23 protein-coding genes and 3 tRNA genes are annotated in these 23612 nt (G+C 63.6%); 16 read left to right on the forward strand and 10 right to left on the reverse strand.

Annotated elements, in window-relative coordinates; translation table 11 throughout:
- Positions 1 to 8: 8 nt before the first annotated feature.
- Positions 9 to 689: a hypothetical protein gene (locus NUX07_RS02455; RefSeq protein WP_265528562.1), complete on the reverse strand. Its 681-nt coding sequence runs from the start codon at positions 687 to 689 to the stop codon at positions 9 to 11.
- 56 nt (positions 690 to 745) lie between these two features.
- Here NUX07_RS02455 and NUX07_RS02460 point away from each other — a divergent pair, with 56 nt between their 5' ends.
- The 3 genes from NUX07_RS02460 (at position 746) to NUX07_RS02470 (ending at position 2592) form a co-directional block, all read left to right on the forward strand.
- Positions 746 to 1066, forward strand: coding sequence for a polyhydroxyalkanoic acid system family protein (locus NUX07_RS02460; protein ID WP_265528564.1), 321 nt, complete (start codon positions 746 to 748; stop codon positions 1064 to 1066).
- A 51-nt stretch (positions 1067 to 1117) separates the two neighbouring features.
- A complete protein-coding gene (locus tag NUX07_RS02465) occupies positions 1118 to 2428 on the forward strand; it encodes an FAD-dependent oxidoreductase (RefSeq protein WP_265528565.1) in 1311 nt (436 codons plus the stop codon).
- 87 nt (positions 2429 to 2515) lie between these two features.
- Positions 2516 to 2592 (forward strand) — tRNA-Pro (locus tag NUX07_RS02470).
- Between the two features lie 143 nt (positions 2593 to 2735).
- Here NUX07_RS02470 and NUX07_RS02475 read toward each other — a convergent pair.
- Positions 2736 to 3431, reverse strand: a complete 696-nt coding sequence (locus NUX07_RS02475) for a type 1 glutamine amidotransferase domain-containing protein (RefSeq protein ID WP_265528566.1) — start codon at positions 3429 to 3431, stop codon at positions 2736 to 2738.
- A 93-nt stretch (positions 3432 to 3524) separates the two neighbouring features.
- Here NUX07_RS02475 and NUX07_RS02480 point away from each other — a divergent pair, with 93 nt between their 5' ends.
- The 4 genes from NUX07_RS02480 (at position 3525) to NUX07_RS02495 (ending at position 9456) form a co-directional block, all read left to right on the forward strand.
- Complete coding sequence (locus tag NUX07_RS02480; RefSeq protein ID WP_265528567.1) at positions 3525 to 4235, forward strand: hotdog family protein; 711 nt, start codon at positions 3525 to 3527, stop codon at positions 4233 to 4235.
- Positions 4236 to 4426: 191 nt separating this feature from the next.
- Positions 4427 to 5782 (forward strand): hypothetical protein, encoded by a 1356-nt coding sequence (locus NUX07_RS02485; protein ID WP_265528569.1) that lies wholly within the window; start codon positions 4427 to 4429, stop codon positions 5780 to 5782.
- Between the two features lie 450 nt (positions 5783 to 6232).
- Positions 6233 to 7843: a hypothetical protein gene (locus NUX07_RS02490; RefSeq protein ID WP_265528570.1), complete on the forward strand. Its 1611-nt coding sequence runs from the start codon at positions 6233 to 6235 to the stop codon at positions 7841 to 7843.
- Positions 7844 to 8109: 266 nt separating this feature from the next.
- The gene (locus tag NUX07_RS02495) at positions 8110 to 9456 is read left to right on the forward strand and encodes a YadA-like family protein (RefSeq protein WP_265528572.1); all 1347 of its coding nucleotides are present in this window, start codon (positions 8110 to 8112) and stop codon (positions 9454 to 9456) included.
- Between the two features lie 3 nt (positions 9457 to 9459).
- Here NUX07_RS02495 and NUX07_RS02500 read toward each other — a convergent pair whose 3' ends face one another.
- Genes NUX07_RS02500 through NUX07_RS02520 form a run of 5 tightly spaced genes read right to left on the reverse strand, consistent with a single transcriptional unit; the run spans position 9460 to position 14900 of the window.
- Complete coding sequence (locus tag NUX07_RS02500) at positions 9460 to 10245, reverse strand: class II aldolase/adducin family protein (protein ID WP_265530728.1); 786 nt, start codon at positions 10243 to 10245, stop codon at positions 9460 to 9462.
- 26 nt (positions 10246 to 10271) lie between these two features.
- Complete coding sequence (maiA, locus tag NUX07_RS02505; RefSeq protein ID WP_265528574.1) at positions 10272 to 10916, reverse strand: maleylacetoacetate isomerase; 645 nt, start codon at positions 10914 to 10916, stop codon at positions 10272 to 10274.
- 32 nt (positions 10917 to 10948) lie between these two features.
- Complete coding sequence (locus tag NUX07_RS02510) at positions 10949 to 11347, reverse strand: acyl-CoA thioesterase (RefSeq protein WP_265528575.1); 399 nt, start codon at positions 11345 to 11347, stop codon at positions 10949 to 10951.
- Complete coding sequence (locus tag NUX07_RS02515; RefSeq protein ID WP_265528576.1) at positions 11344 to 12759, reverse strand: M1 aminopeptidase family protein; 1416 nt, start codon at positions 12757 to 12759, stop codon at positions 11344 to 11346. The genes NUX07_RS02510 and NUX07_RS02515 overlap by 4 nt, the downstream gene beginning before the upstream one ends.
- Positions 12759 to 14900, reverse strand: coding sequence for a S9 family peptidase (locus tag NUX07_RS02520; RefSeq protein ID WP_265528578.1), 2142 nt, complete (start codon positions 14898 to 14900; stop codon positions 12759 to 12761). The genes NUX07_RS02515 and NUX07_RS02520 overlap by 1 nt, the downstream gene beginning before the upstream one ends.
- Before the next feature lie 114 nt (positions 14901 to 15014).
- Here NUX07_RS02520 and NUX07_RS02525 point away from each other — a divergent pair, with 114 nt between their 5' ends.
- Positions 15015 to 16817, forward strand: coding sequence for an aminopeptidase P family protein (locus NUX07_RS02525; RefSeq protein ID WP_265528580.1), 1803 nt, complete (start codon positions 15015 to 15017; stop codon positions 16815 to 16817).
- Positions 16818 to 16873: 56 nt separating this feature from the next.
- A complete protein-coding gene (locus tag NUX07_RS02530; protein WP_265528581.1) occupies positions 16874 to 17251 on the forward strand; it encodes a VOC family protein in 378 nt (125 codons plus the stop codon).
- Here the strand turns inward: NUX07_RS02530 and NUX07_RS02535 are convergent, their stop codons facing one another.
- Positions 17252 to 17386, reverse strand: a complete 135-nt coding sequence (locus NUX07_RS02535; protein WP_265528582.1) for a hypothetical protein — start codon at positions 17384 to 17386, stop codon at positions 17252 to 17254.
- Between the two features lie 88 nt (positions 17387 to 17474).
- On the opposite strand from NUX07_RS02535, the gene NUX07_RS02540 reads away from it, so the two are divergent.
- Positions 17475 to 17549: transfer RNA gene (locus NUX07_RS02540), tRNA-Thr, on the forward strand.
- Here the strand turns inward: NUX07_RS02540 and NUX07_RS02545 are convergent.
- Positions 17550 to 18077, reverse strand: a complete 528-nt coding sequence (locus tag NUX07_RS02545; protein WP_265528584.1) for a hypothetical protein — start codon at positions 18075 to 18077, stop codon at positions 17550 to 17552.
- A 73-nt stretch (positions 18078 to 18150) separates the two neighbouring features.
- On the opposite strand from NUX07_RS02545, the gene NUX07_RS02550 reads away from it, so the two are divergent.
- Genes NUX07_RS02550 through NUX07_RS02570 form a run of 5 tightly spaced genes read left to right on the forward strand, consistent with a single transcriptional unit; the run spans position 18151 to position 21879 of the window.
- Positions 18151 to 18543, forward strand: a complete 393-nt coding sequence (locus NUX07_RS02550; RefSeq protein ID WP_265528586.1) for a DUF202 domain-containing protein — start codon at positions 18151 to 18153, stop codon at positions 18541 to 18543.
- 18 nt (positions 18544 to 18561) lie between these two features.
- Complete coding sequence (locus NUX07_RS02555; protein WP_265528588.1) at positions 18562 to 18795, forward strand: hypothetical protein; 234 nt, start codon at positions 18562 to 18564, stop codon at positions 18793 to 18795.
- Positions 18796 to 18848: 53 nt separating this feature from the next.
- Positions 18849 to 20126, forward strand: a complete 1278-nt coding sequence (hmgA, locus tag NUX07_RS02560) for a homogentisate 1,2-dioxygenase (RefSeq protein ID WP_265528589.1) — start codon at positions 18849 to 18851, stop codon at positions 20124 to 20126.
- Positions 20123 to 21415 (forward strand): fumarylacetoacetase, encoded by a 1293-nt coding sequence (gene fahA / locus NUX07_RS02565; protein ID WP_265528591.1) that lies wholly within the window; start codon positions 20123 to 20125, stop codon positions 21413 to 21415. The genes hmgA and fahA overlap by 4 nt, the downstream gene beginning before the upstream one ends.
- A complete protein-coding gene (locus tag NUX07_RS02570) occupies positions 21412 to 21879 on the forward strand; it encodes a DUF4126 domain-containing protein (RefSeq protein ID WP_265528593.1) in 468 nt (155 codons plus the stop codon). Before fahA ends, NUX07_RS02570 begins: the two co-directional genes overlap by 4 nt.
- A gap of 226 nt (positions 21880 to 22105) precedes the next feature.
- Here NUX07_RS02570 and NUX07_RS02575 read toward each other — a convergent pair.
- A tRNA-Thr gene (locus NUX07_RS02575) sits at positions 22106 to 22181 on the reverse strand.
- A gap of 150 nt (positions 22182 to 22331) precedes the next feature.
- On the opposite strand from NUX07_RS02575, the gene NUX07_RS02580 reads away from it, so the two are divergent.
- Positions 22332 to 23606, forward strand: coding sequence for a PAS domain-containing protein (locus tag NUX07_RS02580; protein ID WP_265528595.1), 1275 nt, complete (start codon positions 22332 to 22334; stop codon positions 23604 to 23606).
- The last annotated feature ends 6 nt before the right edge of the window (positions 23607 to 23612 follow it).

Here is a 23612-nt window from a genome sequence, read left to right on the forward strand (position 1 = left end):
GGTCGCGCTTAATCGGCGGGGTCGTTGGGCTGGCTGCCCCGCGCCGCCTCGCGCCGGTCCCACGCGATGCGGCACTGGTCGCCGCCTTCGGCTTCGGAAATGCCCCACGTGCGATATTCCCACGTGTCGATATGGAAACGCAGCCCGACATAGACACCGAGACCTACATCATGCTGACGTCCCGAACGCGCATGCATGGTGCACAGGCGGCTCATCATATCTGAGCGCTCGAATGGGTAGCGCGGCACCAGGTCGAGCGCGATGTTGCCCCGGTGGACCGAGCGCGCCGATCCGCCGGCACAGCTGTTGAGGTAGGGGTTGCGATAGACCGACACCGCTTCGACCTCGCCGACTACGGGTTTCACGTGGTCGCGCACATAGCGCAGCGTCTCGACCATGGCCGGCCAATAGACTTGCGGCGGCATTTCAAAGGCGGGCTGGCCGCAGTCGCGCCATTGGCTGGCGGTGCGCAGCAGCTGCCAGATGGGGACGACATCGCCCACGCCTTCTGCCGACAGGAAGGCGTGATATTGCGCGACCCAAGCGGGATGCGCCGGATTGGCCGCGAGCCACGCATCGTAACCGGCGCGATCCTGGCCTGCCTCGATATAGTCGGCGGCAGGATCGGGGAGGCCGGCGTAGGCGGGCTGGGCGGCAAGCAGGCTGAGCGCAGCGGCGAGAAGCATCATATTCTTTCGACGAACGGGTGTTGCAATGAGCCTATGCTAATCCCACCCTGATGAACATGACCCAACCAATCGAACTCGATCTTCCCCACCAGCTGGGCAAAGACGAAGCCCGCCGCCGTATCGCCGACAATGTCGGCAGCCTCAAGGACCAGATGCCGGGCCAGGTGGCCGATGTCGCGCATGAATGGCGCGGCGATACGCTGCACCTGACGATCGGCGCGCTGGGGCAGGAAGTGCTGGCCTCGGTCGACGTCCGCGAGGCCGATGTGCATCTCAAGGTCGAATTGCCGCCGATGCTGGCCTTTTTTGCAGGGCCGATCGCCGAAGCGCTCAAACGCAAGGGAAGCGATCTCCTGCTCGAAGACCGGCGCGACTAGCCCTCTACAAAAATCGCCACTAGCATCGCCTCCCAACAGGGGAGACCGTGCATGCGCCATTTTGCGATCGTGGGTTCGGGACCGGCGGGCTTTTATACCGCCGAAGCGCTGGCCAAGGCCTACGGTGACCAGGCGCGCATCGATATCATCGACAAGCTGCCCGTACCGTACGGCCTGATTCGCTTTGGCGTCGCGCCCGATCACCAGTCGATCAAGAAAGTTTCTATGCGCTACGACAAGGTGGCCGAGCAGGAGACGGTGCGCTTCGTCGGCAATGTCGCGATCGGCGATGCCGTGTCGGTCGATGAACTACGCGAACTTTACGATGCCGTGGTGATGGCGACGGGCGCGCCCAACGATCGAAAGCTCGGCATCCCGGGCGAGGATTTGCCGGGCGTAATGGGCTCGGCCGCCTTTGTCGGCTGGTATAACGGCCATCCCGATTTCGCGGATCTTGATCCCTCGTTCGATACGAGTGATGCGGTGGTGATCGGGGCTGGCAATGTGGCGCTCGATGTGGCGCGCATCCTGTCCAAGACGCGCTCCGAGTTCGAGGGCGCCGATATCGTCGCGCACGCGCTCGAGGCGCTGATGGGTAGCGACATCACCGACATTCACATTCTCGCACGCCGCGGGCCGCATCAGATCGCGATGACGCCCAAGGAACTGGGTGAGCTCGGACACCTCGATGCCTGCGCGCCCGAGGTCGACCCCCAAGATTTCCCGCCCGCCGATGCGGATGAGGCGCTGGAGGATCGCGGGCTTGCCAAATCGGTGGGCATCCTGCGTGATTATGCTCAAGACGGCGCCGCCAAGGCCAAGACGATACATTTCGACTTCTTCGCGCGTCCGGTGCGGATCGAAGGTGATGGCAAGGCCGAGCGCGTGATCGTCGAGCGCACGCATATCGACGAGACCGGGCGCGCGCGCGGTACGGGCGACATGTACGAAGTGCCCGCGGGGCTTGTGGTCAGCTGCATCGGCTATTCCAGCCCGCAGATTGAGGGCATTCCTTACGACCATCGCGGCGGCAAATATCTCAACGAGAATGGTCGCATCGATGAGGGGCTCTACGCGGTCGGCTGGGCGCGGCGCGGGCCATCAGGCACGATCGGCACCAACCGTCCTGACGGCTATGAAGTCGCCGGCGAAATCGAGGCGGCCATGCCCCCGGGCACGGGCGGCGACAAGGCCGGCGGAGCAGGGCTCGACGATTTGCTCGAGGAGCGCGACGTGCACGCCACCGACTTTGCCGACTGGCGCAAGATCGAGGCGGCGGAGGAAGCGGCGGCCCGCGACGGCGCGCCGCGCGAGAAGTTCATCAGCACCGAGGAAATGCTGGCCCTGCTCGGCCACAAGTAAGTCGGTGCTTGCAAGTGCGCTGTAGCGCGGCTAGGGAGCGCTTCGCCCTTGCCCCGGTCCACACGGACTTAGTATCCGAGCATCAGTCGGGGAGTAGCTCAGCCTGGTAGAGCACTGTCTTCGGGAGGCAGGGGCCGGAGGTTCGAATCCTCTCTCCCCGACCATTCTCCAAAATTGCTATCTGCGAACCGTGCGGGGCACGGTTTGCGCTGAATTGAAAATGGTCGCCCACGGATATCGATCCGGGCTTTACGACGAAAAAAAGGCCGCCACGAAGACGGCCTTTCTCTCCATTATTTCTATCGCCTCAGGCAGGCTCTTTCTGTTCAGCCAGCACGCGCAGCAGCGCTTCAGCGGTAGGCGCGCTGGAAGGCGGGTTCTGACCGGTGACAAGCAGGCCATCGGTCACCACGTGTGGCGTAAAGTCGTCCGAACAACTGAAGTTTCCGCCCTGTTGGCGAAGTACGTCTTCCAGCAGGAAGGGAACGGTGTCGGTGAGGCCGACGGCTTCCTCTTCGCTATTGGTGAAGCCGGTCAGCTTGCGGCCCTTGGCAATCGGTTCACCCGCTTCGGACACCACATTCTTGAGCACCGCGGGTGCATGACAGACAAGGGCGACGGGCGTATCGTTGGCTAGCGCGGTTTCTATGATGGTCTTGGAATCGCTGTCATTGACGAGATCCCACAGTGGTCCGTGGCCGCCCGGGTAGAAAATGCCATCATATTGGCTGACATCAATGTCTGCGAGAATGCGGGTTGAATCGAATGCAGCCTGTGCTTCCGGGTCGTTTCTAAAGCGGCGCGTTGCTTCGGTCTCGCTGTCATCGCCTTCCGATCGCGGGTCGATAGGCGGCTGACCGCCCTTCGGGCTGGCGAGCGCAACTTCATGGCCCGCATCCTTGATCGCATAATATGGAGCTGCAAATTCTTCGAGCCAGATGCCGGTTTTTTCGCCAGTGTCGCCGAGTTCGCCGTGGCTGGTCATTACCATCAGGATTTTCATGTCTATTCTCCTATGTCTCCTTTCCAACGCGCGAAGGCGGGCTCCGATGCAGGCGATCCGTGCATTCGTGCTTTAACCGCGTTAGTTGGGGGCATGGACCAACAGAACATCGAAATCAGCGGTCGCTTTTGCGGCCCCGATGGGATGGCCAATGGCGGCTACGTGTCGGGTCTCGTCGCTGAAGCGATCGGTGGTCCCGCGAAGGTTCGCCTGCATGCACCCACACCGCTCGACAAGGAGATCGAGCTGGTTAGTGACGCAGCGGGCGCACGGCTTATGGACGGCGACAAGATGCTGGTCGAAGGAGAGCCGCTGGGCAAGCCGCTCGATCTCGACCCGATCCCTTCGCCGCCAACCGATGCGCTGATCGAGGACTGCCGCGTCCGTTTCCCGCCGCCGTCCGAGCATATGGCGCCGCGCTGTTTCGTCTGCGGTACCGAGCGCGACCCGGACGATGCGCTGCACATTTGCGGCGGCTTCGAACCCGAACATGCGCGCGCGGCCGATCACTGGGTGCCCGCCAGCGATCTTGCAGGCGACGATGGCCTGGTGGCCACCCGCTACCTTTGGGCGGCGCTCGATTGCCCGTCTTATTTCGGCGCCGGCATCGGCACCGCGATGGCGCTTCTTGCCGGCATGGCAGCGCGGATCGTGCGCCACCCGCGCGCGGGCGAAAAGCTGCGTGTGACCGGTTGGCCGATCCACAGCGAAGGGCGCAAATACCATTCGGGCAGCGTCATCCACGATGCCGATGGCAAGGTCATCGCCGCGGCGCGAACGCTGTGGGTCAAGGTCCAAGCCTGACACAGGGCGTCTTCGCGAATTGTCGGCCCTGCAAAAACCTGCCATGCAGGGGCCGCGCCTGAGATTTCGCCGGATGATCGCGGGCGCGAACATGCTTGGTTTAGCTTTGCCGCGCGGCACTAAACTGTTCACATCTGCGAACCACCCTGCTCGGTCCGCGTGGCGTATCCATCGACAGGGGGTACGCAGGAATGAGAAGTCTGGTTTGGGTCGGCGCGTTGGCCGCTACAATCCCCGTACATCTGGCAACGGTTTCGCCCGCGCGGGCGGACGACTGCCTGCTCGACACGAACAATGACGGCAATGCCGACAGCAATGTCGACACCGACAAGGGCGCCAATTCGAATGGCGAGGATGACAATCTTGCCTGCGGCGCGGGTTCGACTGCGACGGGCAACCGCGCCACCTCGGTCGGCGCGCAAAGCACGGCGAGCGGAGACGACGCGCTTGCGACCGGCTTTGCTGCCGCAGCATCGGCTGAACGCGCCGTTGCGCTCGGTAGCGCCAGCGCTGCATCGGGTGTCGGAGGGATCGCGATCGGCGGCGACAGCAGGCCGATTGACGCCTTTGCCGACAGCAACGGCGCGGGCGCGCAGGCAGTGGCGGACTATGCGCTGGCGCTTGGCGTCGACAGCAAGGCTTCGGGCGTGCGCTCGACCGCGATCGCGATCGGGTCGATTGCGTCGGGCGCCGAGGCGACCTCGATCGGCTTCCTGGCATCGGCAAGCGGCGCGGAAGGGCTCGCGCTGGGCCGCCGGACCGAAGCGACCGTATTTCGCGCCACGGCCATCGGATCGAGTGCGCGGGCGACGGGGGTCAACTCGATGTCGATCGGGCGCGGCACGCTGGCCAGCGCCACCAACGCGACCGCCATCGGCGAGGTCGCGCAGGCCACCAATATCGCGGCGACTGCGGTGGGCTCCAACGCGCGCGCCAGCGGGGAGGGGGCGACCGCCGTGGGCCGCTCGGCCAATGTTACCCGCAGTCTGAGCACCGCGGTGGGTTACCAGGCGGCGGCGATCCATTCGGTCGCCACTGCGATCGGTGCCAACGCGACAACGACACGCGACAAGCAGGTAATGCTGGGCGGCGCTGGGTCGAGCATCGCGATCGGCGATATCGATGCTTCCACGCTAGCGCAGGTGGGCCCGGTCGATGTCGTGACGATCGATGCCAGCGGGACGCTCGGGCGCGGCGCGGCGGCGAGCGCGGCGGCGGTCGATCGCATGAACCTTGCGTTCCAGGGCACGATGCTGGCGCACGAAGCCGACATCGCCGCGCTGCAGGTTCAGGTCGACCGGCTGGTGGAGGTCGATCGCCAGCATGAAGGCGGGATCGCCGCCGCGATGGCGCTGGGCGGCATGATGGTCGTGCCCAATAGCGACGTCTCCTTAAGCGGGAACGTCTCGACCTATCGCGGGGAGACAGGTTTTGCTGCCGGACTGACCGCGCGTATCGCACCCAAAACGTATGTGTCCGCAGGCTATGCCGGGTCTAGCGAAGGCGGCTCGAACGGCGGACGCGTGGGCGTTGCGATCGGGTTCTAAGCCAGAACTCACCCGGTTCGAGTGGCTGCACAAGGGCACCGCGTGGATGTCCATTGCTTACGCAGGGCATGCGCGTGCGTTTGTGATCTGCGTCAACTTATGGCATGAAATGCGCACGGCCTCGATGGAGAGAAGCGACGAGAAGCCGCTCATCAGATGGCCGCAACAGGGACGCTTCGGGGGGAAGTAAGCTTCTATGTTGAAAGCGTAAGAGTTTCAGCTCGGCCTTCGTCGCGTGCCCATTGCAGAAGGGGTACGGACATCATGAAGTTTGGTTGGAAAACCACAGTTGCAATCGCAGCGATGGCGACGGTGCCATTCGCTTTTTCGACAGAAGCAGTAGCCGATGAATGCCTCATCGACTCCGCCGAAGATCTCTTGGCCGATAACGTCGGGACCTCGGACACTGGAAACGAAACAACGACACTCGCATGCGGTCGAAACGCGCAAGTGAACGCTCCGCGCCAGACGGCGATCGGGGTGGGTGCACTGGGCACGATCACGGCCACGGCCGCGACCGCCGTTGGTTCCGAAGCTTATGCAGACGGTAACGGCAGTGTCGCCCTGGGGGGTGACCTCAACAACAATGGTCGTGGGGCAAACACCGAGGCCGACTTCGCGATCGCCATTGGCGCCGACGCTGTTGCTGGGATCAATTCGCTTGACGACAATGTAGGAGTCGGCGCGATCGCTATGGGCTATTTGGCACAAGCGCTGGACGATTTCAGCGTGGCCATTGGACGATCGTCCATATCCAACAGTCAGTCCTCAATCGCGCTGGGGTACGAGTCACAAGCACTTAACGATGGCAGCGTAGCAATGGGTCGGGCCTCACTATCAAATGGCTTCAATTCTATTGCGCTGGGATACGCCACCCGAGCATCGGCAACAGGGGCGACAGCACTTGGAGGAAGCAAGGATGTGTTCACCCTTGGTGCGCAAGCCTTGGCTGACTTTTCGACGGCTCTTGGAGCAGAGAGCTATGCAGTCGGAGTCAACTCGACCGCAGTCGGGGCTCGTTCAAGAGCAACCGGCAAAGCCGGCATCGCCATCGGCGGGGACAGCGACGCCGCAGATCCGTTTAGCGATGATGACGGCTTCGGCGCTCAGGCGAGCGGCAACTATTCAATGGCGATGGGCGTGGACGCTAACGCCAGTAATACCAGCGCAACGGCAATCGGTCGCCTCGCGGTTTCCTCGGGCGCAGACGCGACGGCGGTAGGCTTCTTCTCGGAAAGTTCGGGATCGGAAAGCACGGCGCTTGGTCGGCGCACGCAGGCGACGGTGTACCGCGCGACCGCCATCGGTACGAGCTCGACGGCCACGGGCGTGCAATCGCTCGCGATCGGTCGCGCCGCCAATGCCACCGCGACCAATGCGACCGCGATCGGTGAAGTGGCACAGGCGACCAACATCGCCGCGGTGGCCGTGGGTTCGAACGCCCAGTCGGGCGGCGAAGGATCGACCGCGGTCGGCCGCAGCGCGGTCGTCACGCGCAGCCAGAGTACCGCGGTTGGCTACCAGGCCAACGTCACGCATGCGGTGGCGACCGCCATCGGCGCCAACGCAACAACCACGCGCGACAAGCAGGTCATGATCGGCGGCGCGGGATCGAGCGTCACCATCGGCGACATGACCGCCTCGACGGCCGCGCAGGTCGGCCCGGTCGATGTCGTCACCGTCGATGCCAGCGGGACGCTGGGGCGCGGGGCCGCTGCCAGCATGGCGCAGGTCGAACGCATGAACCTTGCCTTCCAGGGCACGATGCTGGCGCACGAAGCGGACATCGCGGCGCTGCAAGGGCAAGTCGATTCGTTGTTCGACTTGAGCGACCAGCATGAAGGCGGGATCGCCGCCGCAATGGCGCTGGGGGGCATGATGGTCGTGCCCGATAGCGATGTTTCGCTGAGCGGCAACGTGTCGACCTATCGCGGCGAAACCGGCTTTGCCGCCGGGCTGGTCGCGCGGGTCGCGCCCAAGATCTATGTGTCGGCCGGTTATGCGGGATCGAGCGAAGGCGGCTCGGACGGCGGCCGGGTCGGTGTCGCCATCGGCTTCTGAGCGTCTTTGACGCCAGAGGGGAGGGCGGGGCTCGCGCCGAGCGGCTCCGCCCTTTTTCGTATCATAGCCCTGTGAATCACCCGGCTTTGTGATCTATGTTAATTCATGGCATAATTAATCGTTAACTCGACGGCGCGCCCGGGCGACTCGCGATCGTGCGCGCTTGAGAAATGTGGGGCAGTTGGGGGCTTCGCAGGGTGTTTTGCGTCCTGTTCTTCCAAACGGGGAGCCATCGACTGGTCCTGCTTTGCAGGGGTGAAGTCGACATGAGTACGTTCCTTAAATTCACGGTTGCTGCGGCCACGATTGCAACCATCCCGTTCCTCTTTTCGGTGCCGGCGCAGGCCGATGAATGCCTGATCGATATCGACGACAATCTGGCCGCCGACGAGGTTCTTGCCGTTGACCAGGACAGTAGCGAAAACCTCGTGTGCGGTCGAAGCTCGACCGCGACGACGGGCGCGACCGACGCGGTGGCCTATGGTCACCTCACCGATGCTGCGACCAACGCAACGGCAATCGGAGATACAGCGCAGGCGACCGGGGCGGGCTCCACTGCCCTCGGTTCGGACACCGAAGCGCTAGGCAAAGGTTCGATCGCCATCGGCGCCGATAGCGATCCTGCCGATCAGTTCAGTGATGCCAACGGAAAAGGCGCACAGGCAACGGCTGAGTATGCCTTGGCGCTCGGTGTCGACACGTCGGCGAGCGGCGCGCGCGCTACCGCCATCGCCATCGGCGCATCGGCATCGGGGACCGAATCGACCGTTATCGGCTTTCTCGCTTCCGCAACCGGCGCGGAGGGGCTGGCGCTTGGACGCCGTACGGAAGCCACCGTCTTCCGGGCCACCGCAATCGGCTCCAGCGCCAAGGCGACCGGTGTGAATTCGATGTCGATCGGCCGCGGATCGCTCGCCAGCGCAACCAACGCCACCGCCATCGGCGAAGTCGCGCAGGCGACCAATATCGCCGCGACAGCCGTTGGGTCCAATGCGCGTTCGAGCGGCGAGGGGTCGACCGCAGTCGGGCGCTCGGCCGTGTCCTCGCGCAGCCTCGGGACTGCCATCGGCTACCAGGCCAACGTCAAGCATTTCGGGGCCACCGCGATCGGCGCCAATGCCACGACCACCAACAGCTATGAAGTCGCGATTGGCGGGACGGGGTCTTCGGTGCGCATCGGCGATATCGATAACTCGACGCTGATGCAGGTCGGCCCTGTCGATGTCGTCACCGTCGATGCCAACGGCACGCTCGGGCGCGGCGCGGCGGCCAGCGCTGCAGCCGTCGACCGAATGAGCCTCGCCTTCGGGCAGACGATGCTGGCGCACGAGGCTGATATCGATGCGCTGTTCGACCTCACCGACCAGCTCCAGGGCGGTATCGAGCAAGCCAACGAAGGCGTCGCGATGGCGTTGGCGATGGAAAGCCCCGCCGTGCCCGCGGGCGCGAGCTTCGCGCTATCGGGCGGTGTCGGTAATTATAACGGACGCACCAGTCTGGCGCTCGCGATCAGCACCGCGGTGGGCGAAAATGCGAGCCTTTCGGCAGGCGTTGGTGTGGGCGCGAACTCGGGCGAGGTGGGAACGCGCGCAGGCTTCCAGATCGCCTGGTAACGATCAGGTCGCGAAGCTGGGGTCGAGCCGGTAGGCTTTGCGCAGCAGCGCGGGCCAGGCGAGCATGTTGGCGACGACCTTGAGCCCCATGCTGCCCTGTTCGGCCGTCGTTTCTGGCGTGCCCTGCGGCGGATTGTTGACCGCGTCTCCAGCGCTCAACGCCATGATCTGCGCTTCGCAGGCGCGTTCGAGGAAATAGAGCTTGATAAAGCATTCGCCGACATTGCTGCCGGTGGCGAGCGTGCCATGGTTGCGCAGAAGCATGGCGCCCTTGTCACCAATATTGGCGACGAGCCGTTCGCGTTCGTCGAGATCGACCGCGACGCCCTCATAATCGTGGAAGGCGAGGTCGCCGCGCACCAGCATCGCCGTCTGCGTAAGCGGCAGGAGCCCTTCTTCGTGCGCCGACACGGCCTGCCCGGCAGGGGTGTGGAGGTGCATCACGGCATGCGCGTCATCGCGCGCCATATGGATCGCGCTATGGATGGTGAAACCCGCAGGATTGGTCATGAAAGGCGTCTCGTCGACCGCGTGGCCATCCTTGTCGACCTTGACGAGTGACGAGGCGGTCACCTCCTCGAACATGAGGTTGTAGGGGTTAAGCAAGAAGTGGTGATCAGGGCCCGGAATGCGCGCCGAAAGATGCGTGAAGATAAGATCGTCCCAGCCGTAATACGCGACCAGCCGGTAGGCGGCGGCAAGATCGACGCGGATCTTCCATTCCTCGTCCGACACCTTGCCCTTGAGGCTGGGGATGTCGACGCTGTCGATCGGGCCGGCAGCATCCATCCCCTTGGTCATGTTCTCGGCGCGGTTCACGGGTGGGTCTCCTGCTTGTCGGGATGCGCGGCGGCAAAGGCCGGGTGCGCGCTTGCCGTTTCGTCGGCGCGCCGCAAATGCGGATATTGGGCAACCGGCACGGCAAAGCGCCGCGCGTTGTACAACTGCGGAATGAGGCAGATATCGGCAAGCGTGGGCGCGTCACCGACCAGCCAGGTGCCGCCGCCGGCATTCTCCGCCATCTTCTCGAGCGCGTCGAAACCGGTCGTCACCCAGTGGCGATACCATTCGTCCTTGGCGTCTTCGGACAGGCCAAGCGGACCTTTCAGATATTTGAGGACGCGCAGATTGTTGAGCGGGTGGATGTCGCAAGCGACCAGCGTGGCCATCGCCAGCACCGCCGACCGCTGATCCTTGTCCGCAGGCAGAAAGGGCGATTTTTCATAGGTTGCATCGAGCCAGTCGAGGATGGCGAGGCTTTGCGTGATCTTGGTGTCGCCCGCGACCAGCATCGGTACCAGTCCCTGCGGGTTGAGCTCGCGATAGGCATCGCTGCGCTGGTCGCCTTCGACCAGGTTGACCATGCGCTGTTCGTAGCTGACGCCCTTGAGGTTGAGCCCGATGCGCACGCGGTAGGACGCGCTCGATCGGAAATAGTCGTAGAGGATCAGCCCGGGCATGGGTCGCAGTGTGCGACTCGTCACCGGTCCAGTCAATCTCCGAGGAACGGCGCAGCGACTTCCTTGGGGACGCGAATGGGACGCCCGCTGGCCTTGTCGATAATCGCCCATTGGGCGCGCGCTTTGACGAGCGCTTTGCCGTTGGCGTCGAGAAATTCCATGTAGCGGTCGAAGCGGGCGCCGCGCGGCGCTTCGCCGACCCAGGTGCGTGCGGTGGCGGTCTCGCCTTCCTTGAGGGCGCGCAGATAGTCGATCTCGTGGCGCACCACGACCCATACATAGGCGTCGACATGGGCCGGATCGGCAGCGCTGTTCCAGTGCGCGGTGGCGACGTCCTGGATCCACTGCACCCAGACTGCATTGTTCACGTGGCCGAGCTCGTCGATATGGTCCGCACGCGCGGTCTTCGTGGTCTCGAAGATCGGCTTCATGACAGGCGCAGCCTGCCGTCCTCGCCTCTCGTCACGCTATAGCCTGCGCTGCCCAATAGCGCGGACAGGCTGGCCGCGGTGTCGCGCACGCCGACTTCGTGCATGGTCGAAATTAGCGCGATCTGCTCGTCCGTCCCACCGGCGCGGCGTAGTGCCGCAAGCCAGTCTTCGACGCTGGCCACGCCGTCGTCGCGCTCGGCTTCGATCAGCCCGCGCCAGAAACTGAAAAAGTCGCCGCCCGACTGCCGCGCGTGATGTTCCGCAACGAGGCTGAATACGAGCCCGCAGGCGTAGAAGGCCTGCTGGCCGTGTCGTTCGGGCGCTGCCTTCAGCGGACCGTCGGACGCCATCGCTGCGCAATTGTTGAGCGATCCTTCGATGAAGGCGCTGGCATCGTGCTGTCGATCGATTGCTTCGGCGGCGCGCTGGGCCATCAGGTCGGCGCCGCCCTCGCTCGTCCAGGCATCGCCGGGATCGCCGTACCCGACGGTGCTGCCGAGCCAGAAGTGCGCGGCCTCGTGGGCGATGAACTGGCGAACGAACCCGAAGGCCTGACGGCTGGGCGCGATCAGGCGGTCGCCCTCGATCTGGAGGATGATGGTCTCGTCCATCACGCTGCCGCCGAAGCTGACAAGGTTGGGGGTAGGGCCTTCCCAGGCCGCGATCAGTTCGGGTCGTCCGCCCTTATGCGGTCCCAACTTCTGCGCGTAGAGATCGAGCAGCCCGGGCACTTCGGCGAGCAGCTGCTCGCGCAGCCATTGCGGCAGGCCGGGATCGACCAAGGCGCTGATTTCATTGCTGATCCGCGGCGCGGCGTTGCCGTACGTCACATAGGCGGGCGTGTCGAAGTGCTTTCGTGCGATACGCTCGCCATCATGCCGCATCGTCGTGCCGCCCGAGCGGAATACGACGCGCGGGTTGCCGCCGCGATAGTCGGGCAGGCTGTTGAAGCTTGCGCCCAGCGCCGCGACCGCTTCCACCGATGGCGCGGGGCGCATCGTGAAATGGTCCGAAAACATCGCCAGCGTGCCGTCGGTAAAGGTCACCGCAGGCGTATAGTCGGCCAGCAGGTCTTGCGCGAACGGCCGGACGAAAATCTCAACCGTCTGGGGCATACGGCCCGCAGTCGGCACCAAGGCGGCATGATTGCCGATGCGGGTGAGGCGCACACCGCGCGTGCGCACCGTCCAGCTCAATTGCCGCCAGTCCTCGTTGCCCTCGCGCGTGACGGCGGAGCGGTGGAAGATCCAGAGCGGCGCGTCTTCATCGAAATGCAGCACCGCACGAAAGCGGCCATTGCCGATCGGTTCGACGCTGGCGGTCATCGTAGGCGTTGCGCGTTCGACCCTGTCGGCGCCCGCGGGGGCGCCAGTCAGCAGCGCGGCCGCCGCGATGACCAGCCAGCGACGCATCAGTCGCCCAGCTGGTCGATCACGAACTGGTAGGCCTCGGCCTGCTCGTAAAGGCTATTCCAGCGCCCTGACTTGCCGCCATGGCCTGCGCCCATGTTGATCTTCATCAGCAGCAGGTTGTCGTCGGTCTTGGTGGCGCGCAGCTTGGCGGTCCACTTGGCCGGCTCCCAATAGGTCACGCGCGGATCGTTGAGTCCGCCGGTGATCAGCATCGCGGGATAATCCTGCGCCTTGACGTTGTCATAGGGCGAATAGGCAAGGATGGTCCTGAAGGCCTCTTCGCTTTCGATCGGGTTGCCCCACTCGTTCCATTCGCCCGGCGTGAGCGGAAGGCTGTCGTCGAGCATGGTATTGAGGACGTCGACGAAGGGGACGTGTGCTGCCACCGCGCCGTACAATTCGGGCGCCTGGTTGACGATCGCGCCCATCAGCTCGCCGCCAGCGCTACCGCCCTCGGCCGCGACCATGCCGGGCTTTGCATATCCCGCCTCGATAAGGCCGCGGGTCACGTCGACAAAGTCGTTGAAGGTATTCTCGCGCTTTTCCATTTTGCCATCGAGATACCATTGGTAGCCAAGGTCATCGCCGCCGCGGATATGCGCAATGGCATAGGCGAAGCCGCGATCGACCAGGCTGAAGCGCGAGGTCGAGAAGCTGGGCGGGATGGCGTAGCCGTAGGCGCCATAAGCGTAGACGAACAGCTTGCCCGACTGGTCGAGCGCGAAGTCCTTGCGGCGCAGTACCGAGACCGGGACCTTGGCACCGTCGCGGGCATCGATCATCAGGCGGTCGACCGTATATCGCGACGGGTCATAGCCCGAGGGGATTTCCTGTACCTTGAGCGTTTCGAGGCGATCGTCGGCAGGATGGTAGTCATAGACGGTGCCCGGCGTGACCATCGAGCTGTAGCTGATGCGATAGGCCGCCGGTGCGTATTCCGGGTTACCCGAAAATCCCGCGCTATAGGCTTCCTCGTCGAAAGGAACGCGCTTCATCTCGCCGCTGTCATAATCGCGCAGATATAGCTGATCGAGACCGCCCAGGCGTCCTTCCACCAGCATGTGATCGCGATGCGCGCTGATGCCCTGCAGGTAAAAGTCGTCGCTACCGGCAATTACGGTGTGCCAGGCTTGCGGATCGGCCGGGTCGGCTTCGGCAAGGCGGAAGTTGACGTGGTTGTCATTGGTGACGATCCACAGCTTCCCGTGCGCGCTGTCGACATCATACTGGATGTCGGGGCGACGGCGCTTGACGAGCTTTGGCTCGGCGGTGGGATCGTCCGCCGGGATGATATAGGTTTCGTCCGAAATGTTTTCGCCCGTCTCGATCAGGATCCACTGCTCGTCGGTGGTCTGTCCGACGCCGACGGTGAAGGCGACGTTCTCGGTTTCCTCGTAGAGGACAGGATCATCGGCCGGATCGGTGCCGAGCTTGTGATAGAGCGCCTTGTCGGTGCGCCAATTGTCGTTGACGACCGTGTAGACGATGCCGTCCGAACCCGCGGTCCATACCGGCTGGCCGAGCGACCGGTCGGTGATCGTCTCGAGGTCCTCGCCGCTCTCGATATTCATGATCTTGAGCGTGTAGCGCTCGGCCCCGTTGGTGTCGGTAGAATAGGCCGCAAGCTTGCCGTCGGGGCTGACGCTCATCGCGCCGAGGCGGAAATAATCAAGTCCTTCTGCGGCCTGATTCTCGTCATAGACGAGCTTGCCGTCGGTCGGCGAATTGTCCGCTGAGGTGCCGGTCGCGGGCTTGCGGTACCACAGGCGGTACTGGGTGCCGGGCGCGAATTCGGACCAGTAGACATAGTCGCCGTCCTTAACAGGCACCGACTTGTCGTCTTCCTTGATGCGAGCCTTCATCTCCTCGAACAGCGTTTCGATGGCCGCTTCCTGCGGCTTCTTCCACGCTTCGAAATAGGCATTTTCCGCCTTCAGATAATCGAGCACGTCCTCGTCATCGATCTTGGGATAGCTCTGGTCTTTGAGCCAGGCCCAGGGGTCCTCGATGGTGATGCCGTGGCGCTCGTAACTATATGGGCGCTGCTCGGCGACGGGGGGATTGGGCAAGTCGATCTCCTGTTGGGCGATACTCGGGGTAGCGACTGCAATGGTCGCTGCAAAAAAAACGGGAAGGCGCATATTCGGCTCCACTTGGTGTGTCCTCCTGTTGAAAGCAAAGGTGAGGCCATTACGTCCAGTGTGAATCCGCGCTATCATGCGCTCAAAGGCACAAGTTTTTAGAAAAGGTCCTTCATGTCCACGCACGCCGATCGCCTCAACGCCCTGCGCACCCAGTTGAAAGAGGACGGGCTCGACGGGTTCGTCGTGCCGCTCACCGATGAACATATGAGCGAATATGTCGGCAGCTATGCCCAGCGGTTGGCATGGCTGACGGGCTTCGATGGTTCGGCGGGTGCGGCAGCGGTGCTTCCCGAAGAAGCGGCGATCTTCACCGACGGGCGCTACACCATCCAGGTGCGCCAGCAGGTCGATGGCGACCTGTTCGCCTATGAGGATGTGCCGCAAACTTCGATTGCCGCGTGGTTGCAGGAACATGCGCCCGAAGGTGGGCGCATCGGGTACGATCCCTGGCTGCATACGCGCGCCTGGGTGCGGCAGGCGACCAAGAGCCTTGCGGCGCGCGGAGCGGAACTGGTCGCGGTCGAGCGTAATCCCATTGACGCCGTCTGGCTCGACCGGCCCGAGCCTTCAAAGGCGCACCTCGTCACCTATGATGAAAAGCTGGCGGGCAAGAGCTCGGCCGCCAAGCGGCAGGAAATGGCCGACTGGATCGAGAGCGAGGGCGCCGACGCAACGGTGCTGGCGGCGCTCGATTCGATCGCGTGGACCTTCAACGTGCGCGGCGCTGACGTGACGCACACCCCCGTCGCGCTGGCCTACGCGCTGGTTCACAAGGACGGCACCGCCGACCTCTTCGTCGAGCCCGAGAAGATTTCGGACGAGGTGCGCCAGCATCTCGGCAATGGCGTGCGCCTGCATGACCGCGATGCGTTCGAAACCCACCTCAAGAGCCTGAAGGGCAAGACTGTCGCGGTCGATCCCGAGCGCTCGGTCGCCGCCATTCCGCAGGCGCTCGAAGCCGCGGGCGCGCGCATCCTTGACCGCCGCGATCCTGCCGTGCTGCCCAAGGCGATCAAGAACGAGGCCGAGATCAACGGTCACAAGGAAGCGCAGTATCGCGATGGCGCGGTGATCTCGCGGTTTCTCAAGTGGCTCGAGGAAGAGGCGCCCAAGGGCGAGCTCGACGAGCTCACGGTTGCGGCCAAATTGCTCGAGATGCGCGAGGCGACTGGCCAGCTGAAGGACATCAGCTTCGACACGATTTCGGGTGCAGGGCCCAATGGCGCGCTGCCGCATTACCGCGTCAACGAGGCGTCGAACCATCCGCTCGAGATGAATTCGATCTACCTGGTCGATTCGGGCGGCCAGTATCTCGATGGCACCACCGACATTACGCGAACGGTGATCGTCGGCGAGCCGACCGAGGAGATGAAGGACCGCTTCACCCGCGTCCTCAAGGGCCACATCGCCATTGCGACACAGCGCTGGCCGCAGGGCATTTCGGGCGGCCGGCTCGACAGTTTTGCGCGGCAGTATCTTTGGCAAGTAGGCCTCGATTATGCGCATGGCACCGGTCACGGCGTCGGCGCTTTCCTCGCCGTACACGAAGGGCCGCAGCGTATATCGCCACCGGGCGGCGCCTATGCCGGTGCGGACGAGCCGCTCGCACCCGGCATGATCCTGTCGAACGAACCGGGGTATTACAAAGCGAACGAATACGGCATCCGCATCGAGAATCTGGTGCTGGTGGTCGAGGTCGGAGGGGCGGCGAGCGAAGCCGACAAGCCGCTTCTGGGCTTTGAAACGCTGACCTTCGCGCCGATCGACCGGCGCCTGATCGAACCGGAACTGCTTACCCCTGCCGAGTTGCAATGGCTCAACGACTATCACGCCGAGGTGGTGGAGAAGATCGGGCCGCGGCTCGAAGGCGAAGAGCTCGAATGGCTCAAGGCGGCCTGCGCACCGATCGGCTAGACGCCTCCCATCTGTTCACGTAATGTTCTCCCGACGCGACTCGAAGGGAGAGACAAATGATCGGTTATGTGACGCTCGGCACCAACGACCTCGAAAAGGCCGCTCCGTTTTATGATGCCATCGCCAAGGAGTTGGGCGTTGGACGGATGATGGAGTTCGACACGTTCATCGCATGGGGCGATGCCAAGGGTGGCCCCGGCATCGGCGTGACCAAACCTTATGACGGCGACCCCGCAACCGTCGGCAACGGCGTGATGGTCGCGCTGCTGTGCAAGGACACCTCGCAGGTGAAGAAGGTCTATCAGACTGCGCTGGAAAATGGCGGTAGCGACGAAGGGGCGCCGGGTCCGCGCGGTGACGATGGCTTCTATGCTGCCTATTTCCGCGATCTTGACGGCAACAAGCTCAACGCTTTCTGCATGACGTCCGGCTGATCAGTCGGCGTCCTTGCGCTCGGTCGCGGGGCCCGTGTCTTCGGGCGCGCCGCGTGCCTGGTTCTTGCGGCGACGAAGGTTCGCGCGCAGTGCTTCGGCAAGCCGTTTGCCTTTGTCATCGTCCTTTTGAGCCATGGTCGCCTGATAAGCAGGTGTTCGTGCAGCCGCAAGCGCTTGACAGGGCAGGGGTCCTATGGTCTTAGGCGCGCCGTCTTCCAACTAGGCTGCCGTAGCTCAGGGGTAGAGCACTCCCTTGGTAAGGGAGAGGTCGAGAGTTCAAATCTCTCCGGCAGCACCATTATTCGTCCGACGACTCTTCCCCGCCGCTTTCCGCCGAGGCATCGATATCCGGGGTCATCGTGGCGATGACGTCGTGGATCGTGGCGTAGAGCAGTGCGACGGTGGTGGCGAGCAGCGCGACGACCAGCACGGTGATCGCGAACAAGCCGTTATACATCCAGATGAACCAGTCCGCCGGCAGCCCCTCGAATTCGCCGACCGGGAAGACCAGTGCGAGCAGCAGCAGCAGGCTGGCCATTAGCGATACCGTCGCGGCCTTGGCCACGAGGTTGATCCGCCACCACACGTCGTAATCAAAGTCGGCGTCGAGCCGACGCATCATGCCGGTGATGGTCAGCATCAGCGCGAGGATGGTCGCCGATGACGTGGCGCTCGCAGCACCCAGATAAAGACCCGATGACGCAAGCGTTTCGACCAGCTGGATCGCTTCTCCCAGCGAGTAGATGCCGCCGATGGCCTCGCGCGCTCCCCATCCGAGCAGCACGAAAAAGATGAAGATTCCTGTCGCCCAGGGATGGTTTTTCATAGGATTGGCCCCTTAAGATACTCTCGGGCAACGAATTGGTGCGCGCATCGTTGCTTCGGCTGGGAGACACTAAATGGTTGGCGACACGCCGAATTCCGAAAAAGACGGTAACGAACTTGCCGAGGAGCGCACCGATCTTGCCGAAGACCGGACCATGATGGCGGTCGAGCGCACCATGGCGAGCTGGATGGGGTCGGGCATGGGGCTGATCGGTCTGGGCCTTGGTCTGCGTGCCGTCTTTGGCGAATTCGAGCCCTGGTGGGTGCCGCGCGCGATGGCGACATTCTTCATGTTGCTAGCCATCGTCCTGGTGCAAAGCGCTAAGAACCGCATGTGCGGCGCCTTGGCGCGGATGAGCGGCAATTGGGTCGATCCGCCCGACACGCGCGGCATTGTCTACGGGGCCTATGGCATCAGCCTTGGCGCCTTGGTGATGATCGCCGGCGTCTGGCTCTTCTTCGGTTGATCGGGCATGACGGACGATATGAGCGACGACAGACTCGATACCGATCCCGGCGGACCTGGCGGCGCGCCCATCGCCATAGGCTTGCTGGTCCTCATCTTGCTGTTGCTGGTCTTCCTGTTTCGCGAGGAGCTTGGCATCGGCTCGCCGACAGCGGAAATCACGATACCCGAGCGCTTCGAAACGGAAATTCCGCAGCCGCCGGTAGAACCGGAAGACGAAATGCCCGCGAACGAGGCCTCGGCGGCGAATTGACTTCGCTCGGGCAAGTCGTCACCACGCGCACCAAATAGAGGTAAGAGGCTGGAATGAACTTCATCACCGGTTTTGGCGCGCACGTGGAAACGGAAGCGATTGCAGGGGCGCTGCCCAAAGGCCGCAACAGCCCGCAAAAGCCCGCCTTTGGCCTTTATGCCGAACAATTGTCAGGCAGCGCCTTCACCATGGCGCGGCACGAGAATCTACGCAGTTGGCTCTATCGCCTGCGCCCGACCGCGGACCATCGCCCGTTCGAGGCCTATCGTGGCAATGCGCTCGTCGGCGCCAAGGGCTCGGACAAGCCGCTGGCACCCAACCGCCTGCGCTGGGATCCCGTCGCCGACCTGCCGCAAGGCAAGGATTTCGTGGATGGGCTGGTGACAATGCTGGCGACGCGCGATCCCGCCGATCTCGAGGGCGTCGCGATGCACCTCTACCGCGCCGACAAATCGATGCAGGACCGCGTCTTCTTCTCGGCCGATGGAGAGCTGCTCATCCTGCCGCAGCAGGGTGCGCTGCACCTCGTCACCGAGATGGGACATCTGCCAGTCGCGCCCGGTTCGATCGCGCTTATCCCGCGCGGCGTCCGCTTCCGCGTCGAACTGGCTGAAGGGTCGGCAAGAGGCTACGTGGCCGAGAATTACGGCGCCCCCTTCCGCTTGCCCGATCTTGGCCCGATCGGCTCCAACGGCCTTGCCAATCCGCGCGATTTCGAGATGCCCGTGGCGGCCTTTGAAGACGTCGATGGCGATGTCGAACTCATCCAGAAGCAGGGCGGCCGGCTTTGGTCGACGACGCTCGATCATTCACCGCTCGATGTCGTTGCCTGGCATGGCAACTACGCGCCCTGTCGCTACGACCTGTCGCGCTTCAACACGATGAACACGGTCAGTTTCGACCATCCCGATCCCAGCATTTTCACGGTGCTGACCTCGCCCAGCGATACGCCGGGGCGCGCCAATGCCGATTTCGTCATCTTCCCCCCGCGCTGGATGGTGGCGGAAGACACGTTCCGTCCGCCCTGGTTCCACCGCAACGTGATGAGCGAGGCGATGGGGCTCATCCACGGCGAATATGACGCCAAGGCCGAAGGCTTCCAGTCGGGCGGGCTGAGTCTGCACAACATCATGAGCGGGCATGGTCCCGACGTCGAAAGCTGGAAAAAAGCGAGCGAAGCGAAGCTCGAGCCGGTCAAGCTCGATGGCACGCTGGCATTCATGGTCGAGACTTGCTGGCCCTACGCGCCGACCGATTTTGCGATGGAACGATCGCAACCCGATTACGATTTAGCATGGACTGGATTCCCCAAAGCGGAGCTTCCCGAATGACCCTCGATGCCACCCACGATCCCGATCTCACCAGCTGGGTCGAGAGCGCCAACGGCCACCCCGAATTTCCGATCCAGAACCTGCCGCTGGGCGTCTTTTCGGTCGCGGGCGGCGCGCCGCGCATCGGGGTCGCGATCGGCGACAAGATCCTCGACCTGTGCGCGCTCGCTGCGGCGGAAATGATTCCTGACGAAGACTGGGCGGAAACGCTGCAGGAGCCGGTGCTCAACAGCTTCTTCTCGCTCGGCATAGAAGCTAGCCAGGGCCTGCGCGAATGGCTGAGCGACTTGTTGTCGGACGGCAATAACGAAACCAGCGTGTCGCCCAGCCTGTTCGACCGCGAAAGCGCGGAAATGTACGTGCCGTGCGCCGTTGGCGATTACACCGATTTCTATGTCGGCATCCATCACGCCACCAATGTCGGCAGCCTGTTCCGGCCCGACAATCCGCTGCTGCCCAACTATAAATATGTGCCGATCGGCTATCATGGCCGTGCCAGTTCGGTGCGCGTGTCGGGTCACCCCGTCGTGCGCCCGTCGGGTCAGCGCAAAGGCCCCGATCAGGATGCGCCCGCGCGCGGCCCCTCGATGCGGCTCGATTACGAGCTCGAAATGGGCGTCTGGGTGGGCGAAGGCAATGCGCTCGGCGAACCTATTCCGATCGACGAGGCATCGCAGCATATTGCCGGATACTGCCTGCTCAACGACTGGTCGGCGCGCGATCTGCAGGCGTGGGAATACCAGCCGCTCGGTCCGTTCCTTGCAAAAAGCTTTCTTACCACGGTGAGCCCGTGGGTTATCAGCCCGCAGGCGCTCGCCCCGTTCATGACCAAGATGCCGCCGCGCCCCGAGGAAGATCCCGCACCGCTCGACTATCTTGACGGCGGTCCGGATGCGGCCGCGCTCGGCATCAAGCTCGAAGTGCTGCTTTCGACCGAAAAGATGCGCGAGGATGGGGACGCTCCGCACACGCTGAGCCGGGGCGATGCCGCCAGCGCAATGTACTGGTCTGCTGCACAGATCGTGACGCACCACGCCTCGAACGGGTGTAATTTGCAGCCGGGCGATCTCATCGGCACCGGCACACTCTCGACTGCGGAAGAAGCGGGCTACGGCTCGCTGCTCGAGCTGTCCGAAGGCGGCAAGAAGCCGATCACGCTGCCCAATGGAGAGACGCGCACCTTCCTCGAAGACGGCGATGAAGTGACGCTCATCGCGCGCTGCGACACGCCGGGCGCGGTTCCGATCGGTCTTGGCAGCTGCACGGGCAGGGTTGTGCCTGCCAAATGACGCTCGGCCTCGCCTTCCTGATCGGTTTCCTCAACGGTGCGCGCACCTTCCTGGCGCCCGCGCTGGTGGCGTGGAGCGCGGCGTTCGGCTGGCTCGATATTGCCGGGACGGGGTTGGGCTGGCTGGGCGCGCCCGCGCCGGCGGCTATCCTGACGCTGCTGGCGCTGGGTGAACTCTATGGCGACAAACGCCCCGAAGCGCCCAACCGCACGATCAGCTACGGGCTGGTCGGACGCATCGCGATGGGGGCGCTGACGGGCGCTGCCGTTTCCATGGGCGCGGTGGATCCTGCATCGGGCTGGGCCGGGGCCGCGCTTGGCGCATTGGGTGCGGCCATCGGTACCTTCGCGACACTGCGGGCAAGGCTTTGGCTGGCGGGCAAATTTGGCAAGGATTTGCCGGCAGCTTTAACCGAGGATGCGCTGCTCGTCATCGCGATCGCGCTGCTCATCTACGCCGCCTAGGACTTCGGACCAGCTTTGGGTTGGGGTGCGACATCCCCATATGCCTATCCATGAGCAATGATCGCGACGACGACTTCCGCGCATGGCAGGTTCGATCAACAGCGATTTCGATAATGATATCGGGCGTATGGTCGAGAACGCGCTCGCCCGGCGGGGTTGAGCCGGGGCATGGTTACAGGCCATGCCGCATCAAGCCGGAGCCCGACCCGGGCGATTTTTCAGGGAATGGTGCCGCTTACAGGACTCGAACCTGTGACCCCCTCATTACGAATGAGGTGCTCTACCAGCTGAGCTAAAGCGGCATGCTGGCCAAGTGCGCGCGGCTCCTAACAGGGGATCGCGGCTCGCACAAGCGTGAACAATCACTCCTATATGCGATCATGCTTAACGCTTTGTTTATCCAAATCGGAGAGAGTTGCGCATGTATCGTGATTTAATCGCAGTGGGGATCCATGGCGTTCGAAGAGAAAATCCAGGCCGCTGAGGCAGCCATGCCCGAAGAGGATGTAGCGCAGGCCATCGGCACCGATGAGCGCCGCATGCACGTGCGCGCCTACAATTACTGGTGTTCGCTCCTCGACGGCCGCGATTTTCCCTCGATCCAGGATCTCGAGCCGGCGACGCTCGATGATTTCGGGCCGCACGCGGTGCTGCTCGATTTTACGCGCGACCGCGACAATCCCGGCACCTCCTATATCGGCGACGCCATTCGCGAAGAATGCGGGCTCGACGAGACGATCGAGACGATCAGCGACGTGCCGTCGCGCTCGCTCCTGTCGCGCCTGACCGATCATTACATGCAGATCATCGCCAACCGCGCGCCGGTCGGGTTCGAAGCCGAATTCGTCAACCAGCGCGGTCACGAAATCTGTTACCGCGGCATCCTGATGCCGCTTTCCTCCGACGGCATCACGATCGATTTCATCTACGGCGTGATCAACTGGAAAGACACCGGCGAACAGGTCGCAGCGGATGCGACCATCGCGCCGGCGCTGGCACCGCTCGAACCCGATCCGGAACCGGAAACCGCGCCCGGCGTGGATGAGCTCCCAAGCGTCGATGACACCCATATGGCGTGGCAGGACGGCCCCTTGGCAGACGGCGACATTGCTGACGAAAATGATGCTCCGGCCGCGGTGCTTACCGAAGCCGATGGCCTTGCCGACTGGCTGTTCGCCGCCCGCGATAGTGCCGAAGTCTGCAAGTCTGCCGAAGGACGAAGCCGCGCCGCGCTCTACGACGCCTTGAGCCTCGCATACGATTTCAGCCTGGCCGCCGAACGGCGCCCCGACGACTATGCGGAAATCCTCGAAGATGCCGGAGTGAAGGCGCAGGCCCGCGCTCCGATGACGCCGATCGTAAAGCTCGTCTTCGGGGCGGACTATGACAAGAGTCGCATCACCGAATTCTCGACCGCGCTCGCCTACGCTCATCGTACCGAGATCGGTTTCGGCGAGTTCAAGGAAGCCGTCGAAAAGACCGACGGCGGCATCAAGGGGTTCGTGAAGGCCGAACGCGCGGCGCGCCGCGGCGACAAGCCGGCCGTCGACAAGGCCGCCAAGGCGCGCGACAAGCTGCGTAATGCCGAGCCTTTGCAAAGCACCGGGTTCGAGGGCGAATATGCCCTGCTGGTGGCGCGCCGCAACGCCGATGGCAGCATCGATGTTGTTGCCGAAGTCGACGATACCAAGCTGGTCGATCGTGTGCTCGTAAAAGCCGCCAGCTAACACTTC

It is taken from the genome of Sphingomicrobium marinum (assembly GCF_026157105.1).
GTDB classification, from domain to species: Bacteria; Pseudomonadota; Alphaproteobacteria; order Sphingomonadales; family Sphingomonadaceae; genus Sphingomicrobium; species Sphingomicrobium marinum.